General features: G+C 70.7%; 3 protein-coding genes. 1 reads left to right on the top strand and 2 read right to left on the bottom strand.

All coding sequences use genetic code 11. From position 1 onward, the window contains the following. A partial coding sequence (gene ald / locus PLJ28_RS15805) for an alanine dehydrogenase (RefSeq protein WP_324590432.1) occupies positions 1-1,028 on the bottom strand: 1,028 nt, incomplete at its 3' end. A 108-nt stretch (positions 1,029-1,136) separates the two neighbouring features. On the opposite strand from ald, the gene PLJ28_RS15800 reads away from it, so the two are divergent. Further along, a complete protein-coding gene (locus PLJ28_RS15800; protein WP_324590431.1) occupies positions 1,137-1,646 on the top strand; it encodes an Lrp/AsnC family transcriptional regulator in 510 nt (169 codons plus the stop codon). Positions 1,647-1,751: 105 nt separating this feature from the next. On the opposite strand, the gene PLJ28_RS15795 is transcribed toward PLJ28_RS15800, so the two are convergent. After that, a partial coding sequence (locus PLJ28_RS15795; RefSeq protein WP_324590433.1) for an excalibur calcium-binding domain-containing protein occupies positions 1,752-1,870 on the bottom strand: 119 nt, incomplete at its 5' end.

The following is a 1,870-nucleotide window of genomic DNA, read 5'->3' as shown; positions in this document are numbered from 1 at the left end:
AGGCCGGCGGCCAGGGCGGGGTCGGCGGCCAGGGCGGCGTCGACGCCGAGGTCGGCCAGGGCGACGGCGTAGGGCAGGGTCACGTTGGTCAGGGCGTAGGTGGAGGTGCTCGGCACTGCCCCGGGCATGTTGGCCACGCAGTAGAACACGGTCTCGTGCACCCGGAAGGTGGGGTCCTGATGGGTGGTGGGCCGGGTGTTCTCGAAGCAGCCGCCCTGGTCCACGGCGATGTCCACCAGCACGCTGCCGGGCTTCATGGCGGCGACCATGGCCTCGGTGACGAGCTTGGGGGCCTTGGCGCCGGGGATCAGGACCGAGCCGATGACCAGGTCGGCGTCCACGACCGCGCGCTCGACCTCCAGGGCGTTGGAGACCACCGTCTTGAGGCGGCCGGCGTACTGGGCGTCGAGCTGGCGGAGCCGGTCCACGTTGATGTCCAGGAGGGTCACCTCGGCGCCCATGCCCACGGCCATGGCCGCGGCGTTGGTCCCGGCCATCCCGGCGCCCAGGACCACGACCTTGGCCGGGCGGACCCCGGGGACACCGCCCAGCAGGACGCCCTTGCCCCCGGCCGGGGCGGCCAGGGCGGAGGCGCCGGCCTGCACGGACAGCCGTCCTGCGACCTCGCTCATGGGGGCCAGCAGCGGCAGGCGGCGGTCCGCGGTCTGCACGGTCTCGTAGGCGATCGCCGTCACCCCGGCGTCCAGGAGGGCCCGGGTGAGCTCCGGCTCGGCGGCCAGGTGCAGGTAGGTGAACAGGACCAGCCCCTGCCGGAAGTGGCGGTACTCGGCGGCCACCGGCTCCTTGACCTTCAGGACCATGTCCGCCCGAGCCCACAGCTCATCGGCATCGGCGATGATGACCGCCCCGGCCGAGCGGTAGGCCTCGTCCGTGATGCCGGACCCGGTGCCCGCCCCGGCCTCCACCAGGACCTGGTGGCCTCGGGTGGTCAGCTCGTGCACGCCGGACACGGTGATCGCGACCCGGTACTCGTTGTTCTTCACTTCGCGGGGAACGGAGATGATCATGGGGTGCCTTCCGAAGAAACGGTTGATTCGGAGAGATATTCTTCCGAAAGGACGGAATCGGTGCAGGAAGACTGCAGAAGATTCGGTACATCGAGCAATACTGGAGGAATGTTCGAAGGCGGAAACCGTCCCGGCCCGGGAGTGTCGAAGGATCTGCGGCCCCATCGTGAGCTGGATCACCTGGACCGGCGCCTGCTGGAGCTGCTGCGGGACAACGCGAGGATGACCAACCAGGCCCTGAGCGAGGCCCTCGGGGTGGCCCCCTCCACGTGCCTGGCCCGGATGAAGGCCCTGCAGCAGTCCGGGGTGATCCGGCGCTTCACCATCGACGTGGATCCCCAGGCGCTGGGGCGCGGCATCGAGGCGCTGATCAGTGTCCGCGTGCGGCCCGGGGCTCGCCAGCAGATCGCGACGTTCGCCGAGACACTCAAGACCGTGCCGGAGGTGACGCAGTACTTCTTCCTCGCCGGGATGGACGACTTCCTGATCCACCTCACGGCGCGGGACACCGAGCACATCCGCCAGTTCGTCCTCGACCACCTGTCCTCGAACCCCATCGTGGCCACCACCCAGACGAGCCTGGTGTTCGACCACGTCACCGGGCCCGCCGCCCTCTGAGGCCCAGGGACCGGAGGAGCCGTCAGTGTCAGGACAGCGGGACGGTGGCGACGAGCCCGGCCGGGCCAGGAGGCGCTGGAGTCACCGGGCCGGGCCGCCGGAGGGTCATTCGCAACCGACCCCATCACCGTCGCGGTCCAGGTGGCGGGCGTACCCGGGGTCTCCGATGCGGACCGGGGCCGCGCCGGCGGCGCGTGCGGCGGTGCAGTTCTTGAAGTAGACGG

It is taken from the genome of Citricoccus sp., from assembly GCF_035445025.1.
Lineage (GTDB): Bacteria > Actinomycetota > Actinomycetes > Actinomycetales > Micrococcaceae > Citricoccus.
Note: the sequence above shows the minus strand (reverse complement) of the source record. Positions and strands in the feature narration are given on the sequence as shown.